Genomic DNA, 24986 nt, shown 5'->3' with positions numbered 1-24986 from the left:
CGGCCTCCGCCAAGGAAGAGGAGAACACCCGACAAGGAGGCCGAGTGAAGAACGAGTCGCACGAGGAACGCGCCGACCGCAACTTCGTCGAACTGCTGCAGGGCGCCCGCGTCGCGGTGACCGGCGTGCAGGTGCTGTTCGCGTTCCTGCTGACCGTCCCCTTCTCGCCCGGCTTCGTCAAGCTGGACCAGACCGACCGCTGGCTCTACTTCGCCGCGCTGGTCAGCGCCGCCGTCGCGTCGATCTGCTACATCGCGCCGACCGCCCAGCACCGCGTGCTGTTCCGGCAGGGCCACAAGGAGAGGCTGGTACGCCGGTCCAACACCTACGGCCTGTTAGGAGCGCTCGCCCTGGTGGTGTCGATGACCACGGCCACCATGCTGGTGATCGACTACCTGTTCCACTCCACCCTGGCCTGGGTCACCGCCGGCATCCTGGCCGGGCTGGCCGCCTGGACCTGGTTCGGCCAGCCCGCCCTCGACCGCAGGGGCGATCAGTCCTCCTCCGAGGGCGGCATCTCGGTCTCGTCCCGCGACGACTGACGCGAGTAGGCCGCCCGCCCCACCATGTACGCCGCCACCGACACGGTGATCACCTGCGAGGCCCCCACGATCAGCAGCGGCCCGGCGTTCCACCAGGTGGGCCGGTGCAGCCACATCGCGGCCAGCACCAGCAGCACGCCGAGCACCTGCGGCTTGGTGCCGGCGTGCATGCGGTCGAGCGTCGTGCGGAAGCGCACCAGCCCGGCGCCCGCCGACAACGCCAGCACGGCACCGAGCACCAGGCAGACCGCCGCCCCGGCCTCCATCACGCCGTCCAGGACGCTCACCCCGACCGCCCCGGGAAGAACCGGGCCAGCGACACCGACCCCACGAACCCCAGCAACGACAGCACCTGGAGCACCGGCAGGTCGGAGTAGTCGTCCCTGACCACCGCGAACAGCCCCACCGCGCACATCGCCAGCGACGTCAGCACGTCGAGGGCGACCGCGCGGTCCAGCATCGAGGGCCCGCGCCCGACCCGCCACAACGTGGCCGCCGCCCCGCCGCCGAGCAGCGCGATCGTCACCAGGTACACCGCGCTCACCGCAGCTCCTCCCGGTCGGCGCGGGTGCCGAACGCGGCCACGATGCGCGACTCCAGCGCGGCCAGGTCCCTGCGGACCGCGTCCGGGACGCCCTCGCCGGCCAGCCCCAGCACGTGCAGCATCAGCTCTCTCCTGTCCATGTACGCCTCCACCACCAGGCTCCCCGGCATCGTGGACAACGCCACCATGATCATCACGGTCATCGACTCCGACGACGTGCGCAGCCGCACCAGGACCAGCTGCGTGGGCGGATCGCCGGGCCGCACCACCCACGCCACCACCCGCACGGTCGAGAGCAGCATGTCCCACCCGAACCACAGCAGGAACCGCGCCAGCGGCAGCGGCCGCACCCTGATCCCCGGGTCCAGGACGGGCAGCGGCAGCAGCCACGTCACCACCAGCGCGGTCGCCAGCCCGCCCAGCACGTTCCCCGCCGACAACTCGCCCCACAGCGTCACCCACACCAGCGTCAGCCACGCCACCAGCGGCAGCGGCACCCGCCGGCCGAACAGCCGCGGCGCGAGCAGCCCGGCGCTCACCGCTGGGTCCCCAGCACCGCGGTGATGTACGTCTGCCGCTCGCTCAGCTCCGTGGCCACCCGCTGCGTCAGCGCCGCCAGCGGCCCGGCCAGCACCGTGAACGACAGCCCCAGCGCCACCAGCGCCGCCGTCGCGCCCAGCAGCACGGGCGGCAGCGCCGTCGTCGTCACCACCGGCTCCTCACCCGTCGCCTCCTCGCTCTCCATCACCTGGCCCAGCCGCTCCTCGCGCGGCGCCCGCCAGAACGCCTTGCCCCACGTCTTCGCGATCGCGTACAGCGTCAGCAGGCTGGTGAGCAGCCCGCCCGCCACCAGCACGAGCGCCGCCGGGCCGCCCTTGTCCAGGCCCGCCTGCACCAGCAGCAGCTTGCCCAGGAACCCCGACATCGGCGGGATGCCCGACAGGTTCATCGCGGGCACGAAGAACAGCACGCCCAGCACCGGCGCGGTCCTCATCAGCCCGCCCAGCCGGTTGACCGACGTGGTGCCGGTGCGCCGCTCGATCAGCCCCGTCACCAGGAACAGGCTCGTCTGCACGGTGATGTGGTGGACGATGTAGAACACCGCGCCCGCCAGGCCCGCCACCGTCGACAGCGCCACCCCGAACACCATGTAGCCGATGTGGCTGACCAGCGTGAAGGACAACATGCGCTTGATGTCGGTCTGCGCCACCGCGCCCAGCACGCCGGCCAGCATCGTGGCCAGCGCCACCGCCATCAGCAGCGTGGAGACCGGCCCGCCGGGGAACAGCAGCGCCTCCAGCCGGATGATCGCGTACACGCCCACCTTCGTGAGCAGGCCGGCGAACACGGCCGTGGCCGGCGCGGGCGCGGTCGGGTAGGAGTCCGGCAGCCACGCCGACACCGGGAAGATCGCCGCCTTGATCGCGAACGCCAGCAGCAGCGTCAGCTCGACCAGCAGCTTGACCTGCGGGGGCAGCGTGCCGAAGCGCTCGGCGAGCTGCGCCATCGACAATGTGCCCGTCGCGCCGTAGGTCACCGCCAGCGCGATCAGGAACAACATCGACGACGCCAGCGCCATCAGCGTGTACGTGGCCCCCGCCCGCATCCTGGACTCGGTCCCGCCGAAGGTCAGCAGCACGTACGAGCCGCTCAGCAGCATCTCGAACGCGACGAACAGGTTGAACAGGTCACCGGACAGGAACGCGTCCGCCACGCCCGCCACCATGACCAGGAACGCCGGATGGAAGATCGCCATCGGCGCGTCGTGCTCGGCCTCGTCGTAGGCGTTGGCGATCGAGTACACCATCACGCAGAGCGTCACCGCCGACGACACCACCAGCACCAGCGTCGAGAGCCGGTCGGCCACCAGGCAGATCCCGACCGGCGAGGCCCAGCCGCCCAGCTCGGTCACCAGCGGGCCGTCCGTGTCGGCGTGCGCGAGCAGCAGCACCGAGACCGCCAGCGAGATGCCCAGCGTGGTGAGGCTGATGGCCGACTGCAGGTGCCGCAGCCGCCCGCCGATCGCCAGCTTGATCCCGGCCGCCAGCAGCGGCAGCAGCACCGGCACGCACACCAGCCCGCGCAGCTCGACCAGGTCACCCACGGGGTCCGCCCCTGCCTGCCACTAGTCGTCGCCCTCCAGTTCGGGGTCGTTGGCCAGCGCCTGGCGGGCCCGCTCCGCGCGGATGGCCGAGCGCATCTGCCTGCGGGCGTCGCGCTGCCTGGCCTTGATCCGCTGGCGCAGCTCCCGCTCGCCGGCCGCCTGCTCGGCCCGCCGCCGGGTGTGCTCGCGGCGCAGCTCGTCGATGCGCTCGGCGTTGTCGCCGGCCGTGGCCTCCTCGCCCGGCAGGTCCCGCTGCCCGGCCTCCTCGAAGCCGCGTTGCAGCTCCTCCTCCGACAGCCCTTCGGCCATCCGGGTGCGCATCCACTCCTCCAGCTCGGTGTGCACGCGGGCGATCCGGCGTTCCAGGTCGGCCTCCTGCAGCCGCTCCCGCTCGGCCTGCTCGGCCTCCAGTCGGGCCAGCTCCGCCCGCTGCTCCACGACCAGCCGCCGGTAGGCGTCCTGCCGGGTGCGCAGGGCGTGGCTCAGCTCGCCGCGCCTGGCCCGCAGCCGTACGCGCCGGTCCTCGGTGTCGTCCTGGACCTCGTCGCTGCCGGTGAGCTGCCACGACCGGTGCACCATGGCCAGCACGAACGCCGTCACGCCCAGGGTGATCACGATGGCGGTGAGCACCATCGCCTGCGGCAGCGGATCGGCCATGTCCGCCACCGGCGTGCTGCCCAGGATGGGCGGCCCGCCGGCGTTCCCGCCCGCGGTGACGATCAGCAGGTTCACGCCGTTGCCCAGCACGACGACCCCGGCCAGCACCCGCACCAGGCTCCGCTCCAGCAGCAGCGTCACGCCGGTCGTGATCATCACGCAGCAGCACAGGAACGGCGCCAGGGAGATCGTCACGAGCTCTCCTCCGCCTCGATCTGCCGGTCCAGCTCGGCGCCGAGGCCGCGCAGCACGTCCTGGACCATGCCGGTGACCGAGACGTACACGCCGAGGTCGAACAGCAGGCCCGTGGACACGTGCAGGCTGCCGACCAGCGGCAGGTGCACGTCGGCCGCCAGCATGTCCAGCGCCGCCCGCCCGAACAGCAGCCCGGCCAGCGCCGTGCCGGTCGACAGGGTCAGCCCGGCGCCCATCAGCACGCCCGCGTGCACCGGGACCGCCGCGGCCAGCTCGTACCGGCCGCCGGCCAGGTAGCGCACGGTGATCGCCAGCCCGGCCACGATGCCGCCGGCGAACCCGCCGCCGACGCCGCTGTGCCCGACGAACAGCAGGAACACCGAGAGCACGAGCACCGTGTGGAAGGTCAGCCGGGCCGCCACCTCGAAGGCCACGGCCCGCTGGCCGCGCGGCAGCGTCGAGGACAGCCAGTGCGTGCGCTCGGCGGGCACCCGGCCGCGGTCGTCCCGCTCGATCTCGTACGTCCTGCGCCGCAGGAACACCAGGCTCGTCACGCCCAGCGTCAGCACGACCAGCACCGTGCTCTCGCCCAGCGTGTCCCAGGCCCGGATGTCCAGGATGATCGCGCTGACGATGTTGCGCGCCCCCGCCTCGCGCGCCGCGGCGGGCATCAGCGACCCCACGGCCCAGGTGCTCCGCGCGCCGGTGGCCAGCATGCCCGCCCCCGTCACCACCACCCCCACGGCCAGCCCGAGCCCGAACCGGAACGGCCGCGGCAGCCGGGCCCTGACCGGGGTCACCGGCAGCCGCCGCAGCACCAGGGCGAACACCACCAGGGCCAGCGTCTCGGCCAGGAACTGGGTCAGCGCCAGGTCGGGCGAGCCGTGCGCGAGGAACAGCAGCGCGGTGCCGTACCCGATGACGCCGACGACCACGGCCAGCAGGATGTAGGCGCGGGCGAACAGCGCCAGCGCCGCCGCCGCGGTGATCAGGACCGCCAGCACCGGCTGCTCCACGCGCTCCCAGGCGACGACCGGCACGTCCAGGTGCGGCACGCCGCCGTAGGCGACGGCGAACACGCCGACGCCGGTCGTGGCGGCCAGCGTGAGCAGCAGGTAGTCGGGCAGCGAACCGCGCTGGACGAAGCCGGTGGCCTGGACGGCGAACCGGTCCAGCCGGCGGACGAGCGACCAGAAGATCTGCGTCGAGTCCAGCACGTGCAGCGCCGCTCCCGCCCTGGCCACCGGCTCCCTGGCCAGGAACAGCAGCACCCCGGCCGCCAGCGCCACCGCCGACAGCAGCAGCGCGGGGGACGGGCCGGCCCACATCGCCAGGTGCGTGGCGTGGCCGGGGTCGCGGAAGGTGCCGGTGTAGCCCGACATCGCGCCGCCGTACCAGGAGGCGAAGGGCGCCAGCGCCAGGCCGAGCACCGCCAGCAGCGCGGTGGGCGCGAACATGGCCGCCGCCGTCCGGTGCGCCGGCGTGGCCGGCACGCCCGGCTTGGCGGCGAAGGCCCCCCACAGGAACCGCAGCGTGTACGCCGCCGTCAGCGCCGACCCCGCCACCACCCCCGCCAGCACGAGCGGCCGGTCCAGCAGCGCCTCCAGCGCCGCCTCCTTGCCGGCGAACCCCGCGAACGGCGGCAGCCCCGCCATCGACGCACCCGCCAGCACCGCGGCCGCGCACACCCACGGCATCGACCGGCCGACCCCGCTCAGCTCGCGCAGCTCACGGGTGCCGGTCGCGTGGTCGACGACGCCCACGACCAGGAACAGCGCGGCCTTGAACAACGCGTGCGCGGCCAGCATGCCCACCCCGGCCAGCGCCGCGCCCCGGGTGCCCGAACCGAACAGCGTGATCAGGAAACCGAGCTGGCTGACCGTGCCGTAGGCCAGCAGCCGTTTCAGGTCCGTCTCGCGCAGCGCCCGCCAGCCGCCCAGCAGCATCGTCAGCACGCCGAGCGGCACCGCGACCGCCCGCCACAGCGGCACGTCCCCGAACGCCGGCCCGAGCCTGGCCACCAGGTACACCCCGGCCTTGACCATGGCCGCCGCGTGCAGGTACGCCGACACCGGCGTGGGCGCCGCCATCGCGGCCGGCAGCCACGTGCTGAACGGGAAGATCGCCGACTTCGACAACGCCCCGGCCAGCACCAGCACCAGCCCGGCGGCCAGCGGGCCGGCCTGCGGCGGCCGTGCGACGACCCCCGACAGCGTGTACGTGCCCGCCGCCTGGCCGACCACCACGAACCCGGCCAGCATCGCCAGCCCGCCCAGCGTGGTCACCGTCAGCGCCTTCATCGCGGCCCGCCGGCTCGCCCGGCTCTCCGGGTGGTAGCCGATCAGCAGGTAGGAGAAGACGGTGGTCAGCTCCCAGAAGACGTACAGCAGGAGCAGGTTGTCGGCGGTGACCAGCCCGAGCATCGACCCGGCGAAGGCGGTCATCGCGCCGCCGTAGCGGCCCAGGCCGTCGTCGCCGGCCGGGAAGTAGCGCACGCTGTAGACCAGGACCAGCACGCCCACGCCGGTGACCAGCGCCATCATCAGCAGGGTCAGCGTGTCGGCCCGGAAGGACAGCTCCAGCCCGAGCGCGGGCGCCCAGCGGGTGTCCTCCCGCGCCGGCAGCCCCCGCACCCCCAGCCACACCGTGTACGCGAAACCCGCGCCGGGCGCCACGGCCAGCAGCAGGAAGGAGGCCCGTCCCATGCGCCGGGCCAGCCAGGGAGCGCAGACCGCCGCGAGCGCGTGCAGGACCAGCAGCGACTCCATGGGCTCCTCGGGCGGGAATTTCCGGCTACGTCCGCCCAATCTCTCCCGCCCGGTCGTGCCCGCCGCGCAGGCGCGGCCAGGGTTGACCCGAACGTCACCAGTCCCTCACCCGCCCATGAGCGGGTGAGGGACCGGGCCTGCGCCGTCAGAGCTTCGCGCAGGCTCCCGGGCGCGGCGCGCGAGCCGTGATCACGTACTGGTCGATCTGCCGGTCCAGGCAGGACGAGCCGCCCTTGTACGCCGTGTGCCCGTCGCCGTCGTGGGTCAGCAGCACGCCGTGCTCCAGCTGCCCGGCCAGCCGCCTGGCCAGCTCGTACGGCGTTGCCGGGTCACGCGTCGTGCCCACCACCACGATCGGCGGCGACCCGTGGGCGCGCACCTTTCTGGTGAACCCCTTGCCCTTGACCGGCCAGTACGCGCAGCGCTGCTCGGGATGGTCCAGGCAGTTGACGGCCGCCAGCGCCTCGCCGCTGTTGTCGTAGCTGCCGTCGGGACGGCGTCCGTGGTTGACGTCGGCCAGGGCGAGCATGGCCGTGCCGTCGCCCTTGAAGGCGAGGGTGAGCGCCTGGCGCAGGTAGGGCCAGCTGTCCTTGGCGTACATGGCCTGGTTGACGCCCGCCCGCAGGATGGCCTCGTTGACCTGCCTGCTGTCGCCGTCGTTGCGCAGCGGCGCCCGGTCGGCCCGCTGGTAGAGCGCCTCCAGCCGCCTGGTCGCGGCGGCGACGGTGTGCCGGGGGAACGGGCAGTTCCTGGCCCGGAAGCAGTCGCGCAGGAACGACTCGCGCGCCAGCCGGAACCCCCGCTCCTGCGCCGCGCCGAACTCGGCGAGCGTCTGGCCGGGGTCCTCGGCGCCGTCGAGCACCATGGCCCGGATCCGGGTGGGGAACAGGTCGGCGTAGCGGGCGCCCAGGTAGGTGCCGTAGGAGAAGCCGAAGTAGGTCAGGCGGGCCTCGCCCAGGGCGGCCCGCATCACGTCCAGGTCGCGGGCGACCTCGCCGGTGCCGACGTGCGCGAGCAGCTGCTTGCCGGAGTTGGCCGCGCAGCCCTGGGCGAAGATCTTCATCCACGCCTTGGCCCGCTTGACCTCGGCCGCGTTGTCGGGGGTGGGGTCGGCGGCGAAGTAGGCGTCCAGGCCGAGGGGGGACAGGCAGCGTACGGGGGCGGAGGCGCCCACGCCGCGCGGGTCGAAGCTGACCACGTCGAAGTGCTGCCGGACGGCGGCCGACATGACGGTCCTGTCGGCCTTCAGGAGGGTCGTGCCGGCGCCGCCCGGACCGCCGAAGTTCAGCACGATCGAGCCGATCCGCCGGCCGGTCGCGGGCAGCCGGACCATGGCGATGCTGATCCGCCGGCCGCCGGGCTTCGCGTAGTCGAGCGGGACCGTCAATTTCGCGCACTGGAACCCGCTGCCGCACCCCGACCAGGCCAGACGCTGACCGTAATAGGCGTTGAGCCCGCCGTTCGCGGCCGCCTCCGCGGCGCCGGACAGGCCGGCCGCGGCGATCAGAGCGGCGAGTACGGGGGAAAGAATCGTGATTAAACGTCGCATAATCAAAAGTTGAAGGGGATACCTTGCGAGCCCCTTTAAGCGTGGTGGCACAGATCGTCTGCAAGAAGCGCGCCGGGCTGGGTATCGAGCAGGTCATCCGCACGACTACCAGGGGGAACAGGCCGCCATGTCGCAGCAGAACCGTCCCGTCGAGGGCGAGCACAAGTACGAGCAGCACGTCACCTCGACCGACGAGCACGAGGAGCGGCCCGGCCGCAGTCTCGTCACCACCGACCACGACGTGATCCAGCAGTGGGCGCAGGAACGCGGCGCCAAGCCCGCGACCGTGCCCGGCACCGAGCACCAGGGCAGGGCGGGCGTGCTCCGCTTCGACTTCCCCGGCTACGGCGGCGACGACCTGGCGGAGATCACCTGGGAGGAGTGGTTCGAGACCTTCGACCAGCGGAAACTGAACTTCATCTACCAGGAGCACAAGAAGGACGGCAAGCAGAGCAACTTCTTCCGGCTGGAGAACCCGGACCGCGAGGACGCCTGACCCCCGGAGGGGCGGGCCCGCCCCCGCCCGCCCACCGGTGTTCAGCCGCCCTCGGAGACCCGGCGGGTGACCTCGTCGGCCAGCCGGTCGAGTGAGCGGTCGAGCAGCTCGCGCACCTCGCCGACCCTGGCGCTGGAGGCGGGCTCGTCGAGCAGCGACAGGTGCACGGTGACCTCGCTCGTGCCGGCCGCCGAGTCGGACACCTGCAGCCAGCCCGCGTAGTCGGGGTGGTCGCGGCCGCCCCACTCCACCCGGAGCTGGTCCTCCTGGGCGCGGAACAGCCCCTCGTGCCGCCCGCTGCCGGGCACCAGCTCGCCGCCCGCCTCGACGGTGCCCGCCCCACCGTCGCCGACCCACAACCCCTGCGGCAGCCACCGGTCCATCAGCTCGACGTCGGACGCCACCCCGAACACGATCATGCTGTCGGCCGGCATCCCGCGCGTCGCCTCGATCTCCGCCATCCCGGGCCCCCGTCTCTCTCGAATGCCGCCGTACCGGGCGCGGACCGCGCCGCCTGCCACCGGCAGCCGAACGCGGCGACCATACCCGTGGCATCTGCTCGCAAACCGGCCCCCGCGGTGGCCGTCTCTGCCACTACGGTGGCTCCGGTGAAACCGCGGCGAGAGGGGAGAACGGCGCGATGGCGGAGCTGCCACGAGTGCCGCCGGAGATGTTCCGGTTCGCCACCACCGAGCGGGCGGATCTGCACACGGCCCTCCTCGACGTCCTCGGCGCCGCCGCCGAGCGCCTGGAGCCCGCGCTGACCGCCGGCGAGGTCCGCGACCGGCTGCGCGCCGGCGGCTGGTACGCCCCCGTCGGCGACCACGACCTCACCGGCGCGCTGCGCCAGCTGGCCGGCTGGAGGCTGGTGGAGGTCGTCTTCGACCACGCCGCCGGCTTCGCGACCGCCGAGGAGTACGAACGCAGGAACCTGCGCTACGCCCTGACCGCCCAGGGCGAGGCCGCCCACGCCGGGCTGCGGGAGGCGTCGGCGACACTGGCCACCGCGACACCGGTCTCGGGGAGTGCGCACCCCGCCGTGCTCGACGCGGTCGCCGACCGGCTGGAGGAGCTGGAGGCGCTGCTGGCCGACCCCGACCCCGGCCGCGACCGAAGGGTGTTCACCTGCCTGCGGGAGCTGGAGTGCCACCTCGACGGGCTGCGCCGCGACACCGTGCGGCTCAACGGCGAGCTGCGGCGGCTGCTGCGCGCCGACGGCGCCGGGTTTGGCACGTTCCACGAGGCGGAGGCGGCCACCGTGGCCTACCTCCAGGAGTTCGTGACCGGGCTGGAGCAGCGCGGCGAGACGGTGGCGCGGGCGCTGCGCGGCGTGGCCGCGCGGGGCGTCGGCGTCCTGCACACCCGCGCCCTGGCCGGCGCCGACCTGCCCCGGATCCCCGGAACCGACCTGGCCACGCCGTGGCTGGCGGCCCGCGCCGCCGCCTGGGCCGAGCTGCGCCAGTGGTTCGACCCCGGCCTCGCCCCCCCCCCCGACCTCGCCAGCGGCACCGGGAGCGGTGGCGTCGAGAGGGGTGGCGCCGAGAGCGGCGGGGCCGGGAGCGGGGGCGGGCCGCGGTTGCGGCGGCTGCAGGAGGTCGCCGGCGAGGCCATCGTCACCCTGCTCGGGCTGCTCGACCGCGTCACCGCCGCCCGCCGCCCCGCCTCCGGCGCCGCCGCCGACTTCCGCGCGCTGGCCCGCTGGTTCGCCACCGCGCCGGGCGAGGACGACGCCCACCGGCTCTGGGACGCCGCCTTCGGCCTCGGCCCCGCCCGGCACGCCCACCTCGGGCACGCCGACGCCGAGCTCGTCCCCGCCGGGACGCCCTGGGCCGAGGCCGGGCCGGTGGCGGTCTCGGCGCTGCTGCGCTCGCGGGGCAGGACCGAGCGCATGGGCCGTACCGGACGGGTGCGCGACGTGGCCGCCCTGCGCGCCGAGCGCCGCGCCCGCGCCGAGAAGGAGCACGCCGGGCTGGAGGCCGCCTGGCAGGCGCTGGCCACCACCGGCTCGGTCCGGCTGTCCCAGCTCGGCGCGCTCGACCACGACACCCTCGGCCGGCTGCTCGACCTGCTGGGCCGGGCCCTGGCCGCCCGTCCCGACGCCACCGGCCTGCGCCGGGCCGTCACCTCCGACGGCCGGGTCGAGGTCGTGCTGCGGGCCCCCGGCGACGGCGCGGTCGCGGTGCTGCGCACGTCCGAGGGCTGGTTCCGCGGCCCCGACTACCTGCTCGACGTGTGCTCCCCGGGCGCCCGCGACCACGGGAGGGCCGAAGGGGCATGAGCAGCCTGGCCAACCAGCTCGTCAGGGCGGAGAAGGAGGAGATCGCCCGCGCGATCAGGACCCTCCTCGCCCGGCCCTTCCTCACGGCGGACGACGAGCCCGCCGCCTTCACGGTGATCAGGAAACGGCGAGAGCCGCTGACCCGGTGGTTCGACTACTTCTGCGGCTGGCGGCTGGTCGTGGAGCCCCGCGAGGGCTACGCCCGCCTGGTGAAGGTCGGGTCGCGGCCGACGGCCACCCGCCCGGCCCGCCGCCGTCCCGGCGGCCCGCCGTTCGACCGCCGCCGCTACACGCTGCTGTGCCTGTGCGCGGCCGAACTGCTCGCCGCGCCGGTCACCACGATCGGCATGCTGGCCGGACGGGTGGCCCGGGCGGCGGCGGTCGAGCCCGGCGTGCCCCCGTTCGACCCGGTCAGCGCGGACGAGCGGGCCGCCTTCGTCGACGCGCTCAAGCTGCTCGAACGGCACGGCGCGATCACCCCCACCGACGGCACGACCGACGCCTACCTCGGCGACGAGGACGCCAAGGTGCTCTACCGCGTGGACACCACCCGCGTGATCAGGCTGCTGGCCGCCCCCGTCCCGCCCTCCAGCCTGCCCGGCACCCCCGCAACCCCCGCCGCGGCGCTCACCGTCGAGGCCCGCTACGGCGGCGACGAGCCGACGGAGACCCAGCGCGCCCTGTGGGCCCGCCACTCCGTCATCCGCCGCCTGCTCGACGAGCCCGTCGTCTACCGCGACGAGCTGACCCCCGCCCAGGCCGCCTACGCCGCCTCGCTCACCGGCCGCCGGATGATCCGCAGGGCCGCCGAGGAGGCCGGGTTCGTCCTGGAGGAACGCGCCGAGGGGCTGTTGCTCGTCGACACCGAGGCCACCGCCACCGACACGAGGTTCCCCGACGACGGCGGCCCTGCCAAGGTCGCCGCCCTGCTCCTGCTCGACCTGCTGGTCACCGCCGGTCCGCTGCCCGCCGGACGCCTCGACGAGGAGGCCGCCGGGCTGCTGCGGCGCTTCCCCCAGTGGGCCAGGTCCTACCAGTCGGACGGCGGCGCGCCCCGCCTGGCGGCCGACGCGCTGGAGGTGCTCGGCATGTTCGGGCTGGCCCGCCGTACCGGCGACCGGGTGGCCGCGCTGCCCGCCGGAGCCCGCTACCGGGTCGATCGCGGCCCGGCCGACACGGAGGACGCATGACCGTCACCGAGCTCACGCCCGCCCGCACCGCCCAGGGCACGGACCGGCGCTGGATCCCCGTACGCGCCGGGATCCTCAACGTGTGGCGCTACCACGACGAGGTGTTCGAGTTCCACCGGGGCAGGCTGCTGCTGCGCGGGCCCAACGGCAGCGGCAAGTCCAAGGTGCTGGAACTGCTCCTGCCGTACGTGCTGGACGCCAGCCTCAAGCCCAGCAGGCTGTCCACGTTCGGCGGCACCGAGCGGACCATGCACTGGAACCTCATGGGCGAGGGCGCGAGCGGCGTCACCCGCGTCGGCTACGTGTGGCTGGAGTTCCAGCACGCCGACGGCCGCTGGTTCACCTGCGGCGCCCGTCTCCAGGCCACCGCCCACACCAAGAACGTCACCGCCGCCTACTTCACCACCGGCTCCCGCGTCGGCCTGCCCGGCGGCGTCCGGCTCACCGGCGACGGCGGCCAGCCGCTCACCAGGGCCCAGCTCGCCGACGAACTGGGCGAGGCCGGGACGGTCCACGAGTCCGCCGACGCCTACCGCGCCGTCGTGCGCGGCACCCTCTACAGCGCGCTCAACGAACAGCGCTACGACTGCCTGCTCACCGCGCTGCGCCAGCTGCGCACCCCCAAACTGTCCGAACGCCTCGACCCCGGCCTGCTGTCCGACCTGCTGTCCAGCGCCCTGCCGCCGCTCGGCGAGGGCGAGATCCACGAGATCGCCGACGGGTTCGAGCGGCTCGACCGGCAGCGCGAGGAGCTGCGCCTGCTCGACCGCGACGTGCGGGAGGCCGACCGGCTGGCCGACGTCCAGCGCGGCTACGCCCAGAAGGTGCTGCGCGCGGCCGCCGCCGCGGCCCTGGACGCCGGGCAGGCCGTCGACGCCCTCGCCGCCGAGGTCAAGGCCGGACGGGAGGCCCTCAAGCAGGCCGGCGACGAGCTGGCCGCCGCGGCCGTCCGGCTGTCGGAGGAGGAGGCGCAGGAGCTGGCCCTGGCCGCGCAGATCGACGGGCTGAAGGAGAGCGAGGCGTACCGGTCCGGGCACGACCTGCACCGGCTGCGCACGCAGGCGCGCGAGGCGCACGAGTCGGCGGCCGGGCTGCGCGACCAGGCCGGGGCGGCCGCCCGCAGCGCGTCGGCCAGGCAGGAGCTGTCGCTGCGCGCGGCGGCCGTCGCCCGCGCCGCCACCGGGCTGGCCGACCGCGCCCGCGCCGAGGCCCGCCGGGCCGCCGAGCGCGCCGGGCTGCTCTCGGTCCACCTGGAGTGCGAACGCCCGGTTCCTGATCACTCGGGCGCTCAGCCGGGCGGCGAGGGGGAGCGGGGCGACGACGGCGAGGAGTCCGTGCGCCGCGCCCGCGAGCTGCTGCGCGCCGCCGTCACCAGCCGCGCCGGCCAGATGCGCGAGGTCGCGGCGGCGGCCGTCGAGCACGAGGAGGCGATCGGCCGCCGCACCACGGCCGAGCACGACCGCGACCGCGTCCGCGACGACCTGGCGGCCGCGACCGCCGCCCACGACCAGGCGGCCGCGACCCGCGAGGAGCGCGCCCGCGACCTGGCCGCCGCCCTGGAGGAATGGGCCCGCGGCTGCGTGCACCTCCGGCTCGACCCAGAGGAGCTGGCGGGCCTCGCCGACCGCTGCGACCAGGCCGACGAGCTGGTCGGCGCGGCGCGCACGGCGGCCGCGGTCCGGCTGGCCGCCCGCGAGCACCACCTGACCGGCCTGCGCGACCGGCTGCACGCCGAACGCGCCGAACTGGCCCGCGAACGCGAACGCCTGGCCGACCGGACCGCCCTGGAGCCGCCCCCCTCGCACGCCCGCCCCGCCTCCCGCTCCGGACGGCCCGGCATGCCGCTGTGGCGGGCGCTCGCCTTCCGCTCCGGCGTCGACCCGGTCACCCAGGCGGGCGTCGAGGCGGCGCTCGAAGCCTCCGGCCTGCTCGACCTGTGGCTGCTGCCCGACGGCGGCATGGACCCCGGCGAGCACGACGCCTTCGCCGCCTCCGCGCTGGCCCGGCCCGCGCCCGGCCAGAGCCTGTCCGCCGTGCTGTCCGCCCAGCCGGGCGCGCCCGTCTCGGCCGAGCGGGTGCTCGCGGGCGTCGCCTTCGCCCCCACGGCGCTCGGCCTCGACCACCCGGCGGCCGTCGGCGCCGACGGCACCTGGCGGCTCGGCCCGGCCGCCGGGCGCTGGGTCAAGCCGGAGCCCTCCTACATCGGCGACGCCGCCCGCGAGCGCGCCCTGCGCCGCCGCGTCGCCGAACTGGACGACCGGCTCTCCGACCTGGCCGGCACGATCGCCGAGTGCGACCACCTGTTCAGGGTGCTGGCCGGCGACCGCGACACGCTCGCGGCCGAGCTGCGGCGGCGGCCCGACAGGAGGCCGTACGACGGCGCCGCGCGGGCGCTGGACGCGGCCGTGGGCAAGGTCGCCCTGCTGCAGGACCAGCTCCGCGCCCACGAGCAGCGCCTGCACGAGCGCGAGAAGGAGGTGGGCAGGTCGCTGCGCCGGCTCACCGAGCTGGCCGCCCGGCACGCCCTGCCCGCCGCGCGGCCCGCGCTCGACCGGCTGGAGGCCGCCCTGCGCGCCGCCGAGACCACCGGCGCCGTCTGGCACGACCGGCGCGGCGACGCCCGCGCGGCCAGGGAACGCGCCGGCCAGGCGGCCGAGACCGCCCGCGAGTACCAGGACCTGGCCGTACGCGCGATGGAACGGGCCGAGGAGGCGGCCGACGCGGCCGTCGTGCTGGCCGAGAAGCTGGCCGCCGTCGAGCCCGCGGCCGGTGGCGAGGACCTCGACCTGCTCGGCCGGCTCCAGGACGCCCAGACCGCCCACCAGAGCTGCCGCCGCCTGATCCGGACCATCCACGACGACACGGCCCGGCTCAACGCGCGCCTGGGCCGGCTCAGGGGCGAGCTGGCTCAGGCCGAGGAGAAGCACGCCGAGGCCGGGCGCGTCCGCGAGGCGGCCTGCGAACGCCTGCGCCGCCTGCTGGCCGGCCACCTGGCCGCCGACGCCGGCGTGCCGGCCGGCCTCGCCCCCGACGCCGGGGTGCGCGCGGTGCTGGAGGCGGCGGGGGACGTGGCCGGACGGCTCGCGGAGGTGCCGTACGAGCGACGAACCGTCAGGGAGGCCGAGGCCCGCCTGCGGGACGCCTTCCACCACGCCAGGGAGATCCTGGCCGGCCGCGCCGAGCTGGAGCTGGCACCCGACGAGGACGTCCAGGTGCTGACCGCCACCGCAGGCGGCGTGCGGGCGGGCGCGGCGGCGCTGGGCAGGGCGCTGCGCGGCGAGCGCGACGAGCGGCGCGGCGACATCACCGAGGCCGAGCGCGACCTGTTCGACCGCACGCTCGCCGGCGACACGCGACGGCACCTGGCCGACCGCATCCGCCAGGCCGCCGCGCTGGTCGAGGGCATGAACCAGCGGCTCGAACGCGTCCGCACGGCCTCGGGGGTCGCGGTGCGCCTGGTGTGGCAGGTCGATCCCACCCAGTCACCGGCCACCCGCGCGGCCCGCGAGCTGCTGCTGCGCGACCCGGCCGGGCTGAGCGAGGCCGACCGCGAGGCCCTGTACGCCTTCTTCCGTGACCGCGTCGAGGAGGCGCGCGCCGACAACTCCTCGGCCGGCTGGGAGGACCAGCTCATGAAGGTGCTGGACTACACGTCCTGGCACCGGTTCGTGGTCCGCCTCGACCGCGGCGACGGCCAGGGCTGGCAGGACCTGACCAGGAAGCTGCACGGCGCCCTGTCCGGCGGCGAGAAGGCCATCGCCCTGCACCTGCCGCTGTTCGCCGCCGTGGCCGCCCACTACCGCACCGACCCCGGCTGCCCCCGGTTCATCCTGCTGGACGAGGTGTTCGTGGGCGTCGACCGGGCCAACCGCGGCCAGGTCTTCGACCTGCTGGTGAACCTCGGGCTCGACCTCGTGCTCACCTCCGACCACGAGTGGTGCGAATACCGCGAGCTCGACGGCATCGCCATCCACCAGCTCATCACCGGCGACGGCGACGACGCGGTGACCACGGCCCGCTTCGTGTGGAACGGCTACCGGACCGTCGCCACCGAGACCCTTGATTAGAAAGGTTCTTTACCACCAGCGATCGTGTCCGTATGGTGGGGGCAACCCTCGGGAGGCGGTCATGAAGATCCGCACCGCTGCGGTCGTGCTGACGACCCTGCTCGCCCTGTCGATCCCTGCCTCGGTGACCGTCTCGCCCAGTGCCACGGCGGCGGCCGCCGTCGCCTTCGGCGCGATCGTGCCCGCTCCGGTGAGCGCGGTCCCGGCGGCGGGGGTGACGTACCGGATCACCGCCGCCACGGCCCTGTACTCCGACGTGGCCGAGGTGGGCGAGCAGCTCGCGCGGCGGTTGCGCCGCTCGACCGGCTACCCGGTCCCGATCGTGACGGCCCCGCCGGCGGACGGGATCGCGCTGCGCCTGGGCACGGTCGCCGGCGGGGAGGAGGCGTACCAGCTCGACGTGACCGCTACCGGGATCGTCGTGCTGGCCAACGGGCCCGCCGGGCTGTTCGACGGCGTGCAGACGCTCCGGCAGCTGCTCCCGTACGCCGCCGAGGCCGAGACGGTGCAGCCCGGCCCCTGGCCGGTGCCGGGCGGCCGGGTCGTGGACCGGCCGCGCTACCCCTGGCGGGGCGCGATGCTCGACGTGGCCAGGCACTTCTTCCCGGTGGACGCGGTCGAGCGGTACCTCGACCAGATCGCGCTCTACAAGATCAACCGCCTGCACCTGCACCTGTCCGACGACCAGGGCTGGCGCATCGCGATCGACTCCTGGCCCCGGCTGGCCTCCTACGGCGGCGGCACGGCGGTCGGCGGCGATCCCGGCGGCTCCTACACCAAGGCCCAGTACCAGGAGATCGTCGCCTACGCCGCCGCGCGCAACGTCACCGTGATCCCGGAGATCGACATGCCGGGGCACACCAACGCCGCCCTCGCCTCCTACGGCGAGCTCACCTGCGACGGCGTCGCCCCGCCGCGCTACACCGGCACGGACGTCGGGTTCAGCTCGCTGTGCACGTCCAAGGAGCTCACCTACACCTTCGTGGACCAGGTGATCGGCGAGCTGGCCGCGCTCACCCCCGGCCCGTACCTGCACATCGGCGGGGACGAGGCGTCCTCCACCACGCCGGCCGACTACCGGGCGTTCGTCGACCGGGCGCAGGGCATCGTGGCCGCCCACGGCAAGACCGTGATCGGCTGGCACGACGTCGTCAACGCCACCCCGCTGCCCACCACGGTCGTCCAGTACTGGGGCAGCGACCCCACGGAGACGGCGGTCTCGACGGCGGGCCGGAAGGTCGTCATGTCCCCGGCCAGCCGGGCGTACCTGGACATGAAGTACAACCGGCGCACCCCGCTCGGCCAGACCTGGGCGGGCACGATCGAGGTCAAGGACGCCTACGGCTGGGATCCCGGCGCCTATCTCAGACGGCTCCCGCCCGAGCAGGTGCTCGGCGTCGAGGCGCCGCTGTGGACCGAGACGCTCAGGACGTCGGCCGACCTCGAGTACATGGCCTTCCCCCGCCTGCCCGCGCTCGCCGAACTGGGCTGGTCCCCCTCCGCCACGCACGACTGGACCGCGTTCCGGCAGCGGCTGGGCGCGCAGGGCCCGCGCTGGCGCGTCATGGGGATCGCCTACTACCGCTCCACCCAGATCGCCTGGCCCTCCGGTTCGTAGGAGCCCCCTCAGGAGCTGCGCATGTCCCGATCGATCAGATGCGTCCTGGCCGTGCTCGTCCTGCTGCTCGCCTCGGGGGTGGTGAGCGCCGGCAGCGCCGTCGCGGCGGCCGGTTCGACCGAGCTGGCCTCAGGCTGGGCGCTGCGCCCGGCCACCGGCCTCGCCGACACCGGCGCGGTGATCTCCACGCCCGGGTACGCCACCACCGGCTGGCACCCGGTCACCCTGCCCTCGACCGTCCTGGCCGGGCTGGTCGCCAACGGCGTCTACCAGGACGTCTACTTCGGCCAGAACCTCAAGAACGTGCCCGACCTGACCACCCAGGACTGGTGGTTCCGCGGCGAGTTCGCAGCCCCGGCAACGGCCCCCGGCCAGGTGTACTGGCTGCGTTTCAAGGGTCTCAGCTACCGCGCCGAGATCTGGCTGAACGGCGTGCGGCTCGACGCCGCGGCCGTGGGCACGTTCGTCGGCCACGAGTACGACGCCACCGCCGCGATCCGGCCCGGCGCGGTCAACGCGCTGGCCGTCCGGGTCACCCCGCCGCGCCACGACTGCAAGGACCTGTCCACCTGCACGGTCGACTGGAACCCCGAGGCCCCCGACATGAACGCGGGCATCTGGAACACGACCCTGCTGGACACCACGGGCCCGGTGGCCCTGCGCGACCCGTACGTGCGGACCACCCTGTCGGGCGGCGCCGCCGACCTGACCGTCTACGTGGACGCCGTCAACGCGACGAACGCCCCTGTCACCACCACGGTCAGCGGCACGATCAGCAAGGCGGGCCGGCCGGACCTCACCTTCTCCCAGGCCGTCACGCTGGCCGCGCGCGAGCGCAAGGAGGTCGCCTTCGCGCCGCTGCACGTGAGCGATCCGGTGTTGTGGTGGCCGTACCAGTTCGGCAGCCCCGAGCTGTACCGCCTGACGGTCGGCGCGGGCGCCTCCGACAGCAAGACCATCGACTTCGGCATCCGCGAGGTCACCGACTACCGCACCACCGTCAACGGCACCTCGTTCGCCGGATACAAGATCAACGGCCGGCCGATCCTGCTGCGCGGCGGCGGGTACGTGTGGGACCTGATGCAGCGCTGGGACACCAGGACGAACGCCGCCCACATCGCCTACGTCAAGGACATGGGCCTGAACACCATCAGGCTGGAGGGCACCCTCGGCAACGAGGAACTGTACGACATGGCCGACAAGGCGGGCATCCTGGTCATGCCGGGCTTCGTCTGCTGCAGCGCCTGGGAGGACGACAGCGCCTGGACCGCCGAGCAGGAACAGGTCGCCCGCGCCTCGCTGGACAGCCAGCTCCGCTCGCTGCGCCACCACGCCTCGGTGTTCCTGTGGACCTACGGCAGCGACCAGCCGCCGACGGCCGCGCACCTGGCCGCGTACAAGAGCGTGGCCGCCGCCCTGCACTGGCAGAACCCCACCCTGGACAACGTCGCCACCTGGTCCAACGCCGACGCCGGCATGAAGATGGACGGCCCGTACGTGTGGGAGCCCCCGGTGTTGTGGTGGGACGAGAGCCGCAGCGGCGGCGCGTACGGCAGCACGGGGGAGGAGGGCACCGAGTCGCCGCCGCCCCTGGAGACGCTGCAACGCTTCCTCGCGCCCGCCGACGTCTGGCCCATCGGCACGGCCTACAACTACCACGCCGGCAAGCCGGGCAGCGTGTTCGACACCATCGCGCCCTACAGCACCGGCCTGGCCAGGCGCTACGGCACGCCCGCCTCCGCCGCCGACCAGTCCCGCAAGTCCGAGGCGCAGAACTACGAGAACGCCCGCGCCTTCTTCGAGGCGTGGAGCGCCAGGCAGCACGTGCGCTCGTTCGGCTCGATCTTCTGGATGCTGAACAACGCCTGGCCGTCGGTCCACTGGAACCTCTACGACTACTACCTCAAGCCCGGCGGCGGCTACTTCGGCGCCAAGAAGGCCACCGAACCCGTGCACATCGCCTACGACTACCTCACCCGGGCCGTGCACGTGGTCAACTCGACCCTCACCACGCGGTCCGGGCTGACCGCCACGGTGTCCGTGCACAACCTGCCGGACCTGGCGCAGAAGTACACCGCCACGGCCCCCGTCACCGCCACGGCCAACGCGGGCGTCCAGGTGCTGACGATCCCGGCGCTGACCGGGCTGTCGCGGACGTACCTCATCAGGCTCCAGCTCAAGGACGCCGCCGGCGCCAAGGTCAGCGACAACGTCTACTGGTACTCCACCGCGCCCGACACGCTCGGCAACAAGAGCAACTGGTACCGCACCACGCCGAAGACCTACGCCGACCTCACCGGCCTGAACGCCCTGCCCGCCGCCGACGTCGCCGCCACCGGCGTCCGCGCCGTCTCCGCCGGGACCGAGACCGTCACGATCACCCTGCGCAACCCGTCCGGCCTGGCCTTCCTCCTGCGCCCGGAGGTGATCGCGGACGGGCGCGAGGTCGTACCGGTGACCTACACCGACAACTACGTCACGCTGTGGCCGGGGGAGAGCACGACCATCACGGCCACGTACCGCACGAGCGACCTCGGCGGCCACCAGCCGGCGCTCCGCGTACGCGGCTACAACGTCCCCACCACGACCGTCCCCCTCACCTGACCGCCCCCGTCACCTGACCGGCCCCCGTCGTCAACGAGGGGGCCGCCGGTCAGGGGGTGGCCAGTGCGTCGGCCCAGGGCGGGTTCGCGCCCGCCACCGAGCACGTCAGCGCCGACACCCGGGCCGCGAACGACGCGGCGGCCACGGCGGTGTCCAGGTCGAGGCCGTCGAGCCGGCCGCCGAGCAGGCCGCGGGCGCCCAGGTCGTGCAGGAGCCCGGCGGTGAAGGAGTCGCCGGCGCCGACCGTGTCCACGACGTCGACCTCCGGCGCCCGCACCTCCGCCCGTTCGCCGTCGAGGGACACCAGGGCCCCCGCCGCCCCGCGGGTCACCACGACGAGCCGGGCCCCGGCGGCGTGCCAGGTGTCGCAGGCCCGTTCCACCGGCACGCCGGGCAGCAGGAAGCGCAGGTCGTCCTCGCTGAGCTTGAGCAGGTCGGCCCACCGGCACCAGCGCTTGACCCGGTAGTCCTCGCGGGCGGCCAGAGTGGGCCGCACGTTGGGATCGACCGAGACCGTGGCCCGCGCGGCGGCCGCGCGCGCGAACTCCTCGACCGCCGCCCGGCCCGGCTCCCTGACCAGCGCCAGCGACCCGGTGTGCAGGCAGGCGGCCGGGCCGAGCCGGGCCGGGGCCAGCTCGTCCGGGCTCCACTGCCAGTCGGCGGTGCCGCCCGCGTAGAAGGTGTAGGCGGCCTGGCCGCCGCCGTCGAGCGCGGCGACGGAGAGCGTGCTCGGCTCCGCGGCCTCGACGGCCGCCGACAGGTCCACGCCCGAGGACGCCAGACGCTCACGGAACAGCGCGCCGAACACGTCGCCGGAGATGCGTCCGAGGAAACGGGCCGGCGTGCCGAGCCTGGCCAGCGCCACCGCCGTGTTGGCCGGGCCGCCGCCCGGCAGCACCCGCAACCCGAGCTCGCCCTGCCCCGCGCCACCTGCCGCGCCACCTGCCGCGGTGGTGAAGCCGTCGGCGACGCACTCGCCCAGAACAGCGATCATCGAGCCTGCCTTTCTGAGGCGCGCGCCGCCGATGCCGTACGCCTGGGGCGGCATCGACGCCTCCGGATGGGAGCTCATCATCGCAGCCCGGCCGCCTTCCCCGCCCCCATCGGCTGCGGGGTCGGGTGCGTGGCTCGTCAGAAGCTCTGGTCGCCGTCCTTCAGGTGGCCGGGCAGGCCGGTGTTCGGGACGTCGAGCTGCTGGGCGTACCGGTCGTTCAGCTCCGACCAGCCGAAGTCGACCGCCGCCGCACCCCGGATCGGCGGGATCGGCCGCCCTTCGAGCAGCCGGTCGGCCACGTCGAGGCAGATGTGCCACCCGGCCGCCACCTTCGGCAGCAGGTCGCGATCCAGGACGGTGTGCCGCAGCGTCAGACGGGCGCCGCCGCCGGTCGCCGCCAGCTCCCAGCGCAGCAGGTCGGTGCCGAACGTGTACTCCAGCAGCGTCTGCGGCTGAACGCGGACGACCTCGGCCGCCAGGTCCTGAGGCTTCTCGTCGTCGATCATCGTGAGGGTCGCGCCACCGGCCTCGGAAAGATCCCGGTCAGCGGTGTACGGGGCCCACGCGGCGAGCTGTCCGGGCTCGGTCAGCGCCCGCCACACCTTCTCCGGCGGATGCCGCAGGTCACGGACGAAGACGAGGGTCCAGCGGCCTTCCGTCGTCTCGCTGCCCCGGGGGTTGCGGGGGCCGGGGGTTGCGGGGGCCGGGATTCCGGTCGGGCATGTGGTTTTTTCGTGTCCGTCCGAGGGCTCGCTAATGTTATCTCTTCGTGATGTGCGATGCTGGCGAACGATTTGCCCTGAGAGGTGATGTATAGCGAAGATTGGCCGCCCGACTTTTCGTTTTTATCGTGAAAATTTGGTCAGCGCTGTCCGATCATTCTTATGGTTACGATTCCTTCGTCCAGTCGTTCTGCGGAGCGGAGGGGAAGAAGGGCGCCATCGATTCCCACGATTTGGCCGAACTCGAAAAGCGCCGAAACGACCCCGACTTCGCCGTGGCGTTCGCCGCCGTGATGCCGCCGCGCCAGCTCAAGAGCCTTCTGGCTGGGCTGCGCCGCGCGCATGCCATCCAGTCCACCAGCCTCGACCGGCTGGCCAGGGCGCTGAGCACGCTTCTCGGCACCGCTTCGCGGGCACCCGGCGCGGCCAGGATCTCGACCCCTTACGTCCACCGTCTGCTCGAAAACCTCGACGACCCGGAAACCGGCTTCGCACTCGGGCAATTGTTGCGATACGGCCGTTTCGCCGACGTGTTCCTGCGCGACCTCGCCTTCAAGGTCTACGACTACGAACGCAGCCAGCCTCCCGCGTCTCCGTACTGGCGGAACCTGCGCCCGGACTCACGGCCGATGTGCGCCATTCCCCTGGACGAACGGGACCCCATGGCGGCCGTCATGGCCGCCCTGTCCAACCATCCCAGGGCCGCCCGCGAATTCCTGACGGACGAGCGGCGGGACCCGCTGGAATATCTCCTCTACGAGCGCTTCTGGCCCGGAGGCACCGAGATGTACCTCGACCGGGCGATCGACATCGCGGGCCTGTAGCAACCCCGCACCGGACGTCTGATCCGACGGCCGCAGGCGGCCTTCCGCTCGGCGCTGCGGAGACGGCCCCCGTCCCGGGGCCGGCGATCGCGCCGAGTTCGCCTCGCCGGTCCTGTGACCGAGCCCCCCTCCGCCCTCTCATCGCGCGCGCCGCCCGGCGAACGTTCTGAATTCAGTCGACGATCGCGCCGCTGGTCAGGTTGACGATCGTCCCGGTCATGGCCCCCGCTCGGTCCGACGCCAGGAACGCGGCCGTCTCCGCGATCTCGGAGAGCGTCGGCAGCCTCTTGAGCAGCGTCCCCTGTGCCATCGCGCCGCCGTCGAGCATCTCCTCGACCGACTGTCCGGCCGCTGCCGCCGCCTGCTCGAAGAGCTCCTTGGTGTAGGAACCGGCTGCCGGCGCGTCGACGACGGCGTGCGGACGGATGCCGATCACCCGGACGTTGCCGGGCGCCAGCTCCGCGGCCAGCACCCGGGAGAACGCCTCCTTGCCGGCCGCGCTCACGGCGTGCCCCAAAATGCCGCCCACGGCCAGCTTGGCGCCCGGCTCCGACAGCGTCAGGATCACACCGGGACGCTCGCCTCCCATGTGCCGCGCCACGGCCTTGCTGGTGATGAACAGCGTGCGCAAGAAGCCGTCGATCGGCCGCATGAACTCCTCCAGCGACAGATCCGCCAGCAACGTGCCCTGGTCGTGCGGGACGCTCACGGCGTTCACGGCGATGTCGATGCCGCCGGCCGTCGCCGCGACCGCGTCGGCGTGCTTGTCGACCGCCTCCTGGTCGAGCACGTCGACCTGGGTGGTCTCGATCGTTCCGCCGGCGGCGGCGATGTCGCGCGCCACGACGTCGAGCTTCGCCTGCGTCCGCCCGGCGACGAAGACGTTCGCGCCTTCCCGGGCGAAGACCCGCGCGATGGCGCCGCCGCCTCCGTAGATCACAGCGTTCTTGTCCTTGAGCAGCAATCCGCTCATCGGTGACCTCCACATGATTGTTCTTCCGGTCTTCCGGGCGGACGGACAGGCGGGTTCGCTGATCGCACCGTGGGCGCCGCCAGGGAGCCGTCCGCCGTTCACGAGCACACTTGCGTGATGCAAGCGACAGTAGAGGGGTAGTCTTGCATCACGCAAGTGCTGCTCTGGGAGGCGGGGTCGCCATGCTGGGCAAGACGTACGACACGCAGGTGTGCTCGGCCGCCAGGGCGCTGGAGGTCATCGGCGAGCGATGGAGCCTGCTGATCGTGCGCGACGTGCTGTTCGCCGGGGCGACCCGGTTCGCCGACTTCCAGCGCCTCGGCATCGCGACCAACATCCTGGCCAAACGCCTGGACAGCCTGGTCGACGCGGGCGTCCTCGAACGGCGGCCGAGCAAGGAGCAGCCCGACCGGGGCGGCTATGCCGCGACCCGGAAGGGACTCGACCTGGCACCCGTGATCATCGCGCTGACGGAGTGGGGTGACCGATGGGCGGCGCCCGACGGTCCGCCCATCCTGTATCGGCACACCGGTTGCGGCGGGGCCATCACCGAGCAGACCACCTGCGGCACCTGCGGAGAGGTCACCGACCTCGCGCAGATCCACGTCGTCCACGGCCCCGGCTTCCCCGAGGCCCTCAAGGCGTCCCGGAAGAACCGCTCGGACGCCGCCGACCCGCGGTGACACCTCACCTCGGGAATCCCCGCCATCGCGACGACCATGCCGATGACGTGCAGGGCCGCGAAGGCGTACGCGGCTGCCGTGGCCGAGCGGCGGCACCATGCGGCACTCAAGGATCTTGTATCGAATCCGTGAATCGCGGCGCGACACCCCCGGCGGACGACCCAAAACTCCATGCGAT

General features: G+C 73.8%; 20 protein-coding genes. 9 read left to right on the top strand and 11 right to left on the bottom strand.

Annotated features, from left to right (window positions below; translation table 11 throughout):
* Positions 1-44: 44 nt before the first annotated feature.
* Positions 45-542, top strand: coding sequence for a DUF6328 family protein (locus AB0J71_RS29805; RefSeq protein WP_352327547.1), 498 nt, complete (start codon positions 45-47; stop codon positions 540-542).
* Here AB0J71_RS29805 and AB0J71_RS29800 read toward each other — a convergent pair.
* From AB0J71_RS29800 to AB0J71_RS29770, 7 genes are all read right to left on the bottom strand, one after another.
* The gene (locus tag AB0J71_RS29800; protein ID WP_352327546.1) at positions 494-829 is read right to left on the bottom strand and encodes a monovalent cation/H(+) antiporter subunit G; all 336 of its coding nucleotides are present in this window, start codon (positions 827-829) and stop codon (positions 494-496) included. The two genes, AB0J71_RS29805 and AB0J71_RS29800, sit on opposite strands and share 49 nt — an antisense overlap.
* Entirely contained in the window at positions 826-1086 is a 261-nt protein-coding gene (locus AB0J71_RS29795; RefSeq protein ID WP_352327545.1) for a monovalent cation/H+ antiporter complex subunit F, read from the bottom strand. Before AB0J71_RS29795 ends, AB0J71_RS29800 begins: the two co-directional genes overlap by 4 nt.
* On the bottom strand, positions 1083-1625 hold the full coding sequence (locus tag AB0J71_RS29790; protein ID WP_352327544.1) for a Na+/H+ antiporter subunit E: 543 nt from the start codon (positions 1623-1625) through the stop codon (positions 1083-1085). Before AB0J71_RS29790 ends, AB0J71_RS29795 begins: the two co-directional genes overlap by 4 nt.
* Positions 1622-3190: a Na+/H+ antiporter subunit D gene (locus tag AB0J71_RS29785; protein ID WP_364417089.1), complete on the bottom strand. Its 1569-nt coding sequence runs from the start codon at positions 3188-3190 to the stop codon at positions 1622-1624. The genes AB0J71_RS29790 and AB0J71_RS29785 overlap by 4 nt, the downstream gene beginning before the upstream one ends.
* 21 nt (positions 3191-3211) lie before the next feature.
* Positions 3212-4042 carry a Na(+)/H(+) antiporter subunit C gene (locus AB0J71_RS29780; protein WP_364417087.1) on the bottom strand — a complete coding sequence of 277 codons (831 nt, stop codon included), beginning with the start codon at positions 4040-4042 and terminating at the stop codon, positions 3212-3214.
* On the bottom strand, positions 4039-6810 hold the full coding sequence (locus tag AB0J71_RS29775; RefSeq protein WP_364417085.1) for a Na+/H+ antiporter subunit A: 2772 nt from the start codon (positions 6808-6810) through the stop codon (positions 4039-4041). Before AB0J71_RS29775 ends, AB0J71_RS29780 begins: the two co-directional genes overlap by 4 nt.
* Positions 6811-6955: 145 nt before the next feature.
* Complete coding sequence (locus AB0J71_RS29770) at positions 6956-8359, bottom strand: alpha/beta hydrolase (RefSeq protein ID WP_364417083.1); 1404 nt, start codon at positions 8357-8359, stop codon at positions 6956-6958.
* 127 nt (positions 8360-8486) lie between these two features.
* On the opposite strand from AB0J71_RS29770, the gene AB0J71_RS29765 reads away from it, so the two are divergent.
* Positions 8487-8855 carry a hypothetical protein gene (locus AB0J71_RS29765; protein ID WP_364417081.1) on the top strand — a complete coding sequence of 123 codons (369 nt, stop codon included), beginning with the start codon at positions 8487-8489 and terminating at the stop codon, positions 8853-8855.
* A gap of 41 nt (positions 8856-8896) precedes the next feature.
* Here AB0J71_RS29765 and AB0J71_RS29760 read toward each other — a convergent pair whose 3' ends face one another.
* Positions 8897-9316, bottom strand: a complete 420-nt coding sequence (locus AB0J71_RS29760) for an SRPBCC family protein (protein ID WP_352330618.1) — start codon at positions 9314-9316, stop codon at positions 8897-8899.
* A gap of 179 nt (positions 9317-9495) precedes the next feature.
* Between AB0J71_RS29760 and AB0J71_RS29755 the strand changes: the two genes are divergently transcribed.
* The 5 genes from AB0J71_RS29755 to AB0J71_RS29735 all read left to right on the top strand — a co-directional run bounded on the left by AB0J71_RS29755 (position 9496) and on the right by AB0J71_RS29735 (position 20612).
* Positions 9496-11133: a TIGR02677 family protein gene (locus AB0J71_RS29755; protein ID WP_364417079.1), complete on the top strand. Its 1638-nt coding sequence runs from the start codon at positions 9496-9498 to the stop codon at positions 11131-11133.
* Complete coding sequence (locus tag AB0J71_RS29750) at positions 11130-12323, top strand: TIGR02678 family protein (protein WP_364390546.1); 1194 nt, start codon at positions 11130-11132, stop codon at positions 12321-12323. The genes AB0J71_RS29755 and AB0J71_RS29750 overlap by 4 nt, the downstream gene beginning before the upstream one ends.
* Positions 12320-16390 (top strand): TIGR02680 family protein, encoded by a 4071-nt coding sequence (locus AB0J71_RS29745; protein WP_364417077.1) that lies wholly within the window; start codon positions 12320-12322, stop codon positions 16388-16390. The genes AB0J71_RS29750 and AB0J71_RS29745 overlap by 4 nt, the downstream gene beginning before the upstream one ends.
* A gap of 61 nt (positions 16391-16451) precedes the next feature.
* Positions 16452-18008, top strand: coding sequence for a beta-N-acetylhexosaminidase (locus AB0J71_RS29740; RefSeq protein ID WP_364417074.1), 1557 nt, complete (start codon positions 16452-16454; stop codon positions 18006-18008).
* A 21-nt stretch (positions 18009-18029) separates the two neighbouring features.
* On the top strand, positions 18030-20612 hold the full coding sequence (locus AB0J71_RS29735) for a hypothetical protein (protein ID WP_364417072.1): 2583 nt from the start codon (positions 18030-18032) through the stop codon (positions 20610-20612).
* A gap of 49 nt (positions 20613-20661) precedes the next feature.
* On the opposite strand, the gene AB0J71_RS29730 is transcribed toward AB0J71_RS29735, so the two are convergent.
* Positions 20662-21606, bottom strand: a complete 945-nt coding sequence (locus AB0J71_RS29730) for a carbohydrate kinase (RefSeq protein ID WP_364417070.1) — start codon at positions 21604-21606, stop codon at positions 20662-20664.
* A 137-nt stretch (positions 21607-21743) separates the two neighbouring features.
* Positions 21744-22229 (bottom strand): SRPBCC family protein, encoded by a 486-nt coding sequence (locus tag AB0J71_RS29725; protein ID WP_364417105.1) that lies wholly within the window; start codon positions 22227-22229, stop codon positions 21744-21746.
* A gap of 227 nt (positions 22230-22456) precedes the next feature.
* Between AB0J71_RS29725 and AB0J71_RS29720 the strand changes: the two genes are divergently transcribed.
* Positions 22457-23152 carry a hypothetical protein gene (locus AB0J71_RS29720; RefSeq protein ID WP_352327082.1) on the top strand — a complete coding sequence of 232 codons (696 nt, stop codon included), beginning with the start codon at positions 22457-22459 and terminating at the stop codon, positions 23150-23152.
* A 172-nt stretch (positions 23153-23324) separates the two neighbouring features.
* On the opposite strand, the gene AB0J71_RS29715 is transcribed toward AB0J71_RS29720, so the two are convergent.
* Entirely contained in the window at positions 23325-24125 is an 801-nt protein-coding gene (locus tag AB0J71_RS29715) for an SDR family oxidoreductase (RefSeq protein WP_364417068.1), read from the bottom strand.
* Between the two features lie 182 nt (positions 24126-24307).
* Between AB0J71_RS29715 and AB0J71_RS29710 the strand changes: the two genes are divergently transcribed.
* On the top strand, positions 24308-24808 hold the full coding sequence (locus AB0J71_RS29710; RefSeq protein ID WP_352327084.1) for a helix-turn-helix domain-containing protein: 501 nt from the start codon (positions 24308-24310) through the stop codon (positions 24806-24808).
* Positions 24809-24986 lie beyond the last annotated feature (178 nt).

Source organism: Nonomuraea sp. NPDC049637, assembly GCF_040675235.1.
GTDB lineage: Bacteria > Actinomycetota > Actinomycetes > Streptosporangiales > Streptosporangiaceae > Nonomuraea.
This window is presented reverse-complemented; position numbering and strand designations above follow the sequence as displayed.